Below are 205 nucleotides of genomic sequence, written 5' to 3' on the forward strand. Positions count from 1 at the left end.
GAATGGGGCCAGGTCTTCGGAGACGAAGTCCTCGCCACCGCAATCCTCGACCGGCTCCTGCACCACTGCGAGGTCGTCTCCATCAACGGCAATAGCTACCGCCTCAAGAACCGCCTTCAGGCAATCCAACGGGACACCGACGTGGCCTGACCAGTGGCGCACACAACTTCGTACGGGGTGGTGCACTCAAGCAAGTACGCGGACA

1 protein-coding gene is annotated in these 205 nt (G+C 61.5%); it reads left to right on the plus strand.

What is annotated here, in order from left to right; all coding sequences use genetic code 11:
- Window positions 1-150: ATP-binding protein (locus N4G70_RS37000; RefSeq protein ID WP_261717172.1), on the plus strand; the 150-nt coding region annotated here is incomplete at its 5' end.
- Window positions 151-205: the final 55 nt, after the last annotated feature.

Origin of the sequence: Streptomyces sp. ASQP_92 (assembly GCF_025399895.1) — a bacterium.
Classification (GTDB): domain Bacteria; phylum Actinomycetota; class Actinomycetes; order Streptomycetales; family Streptomycetaceae; genus Streptomyces.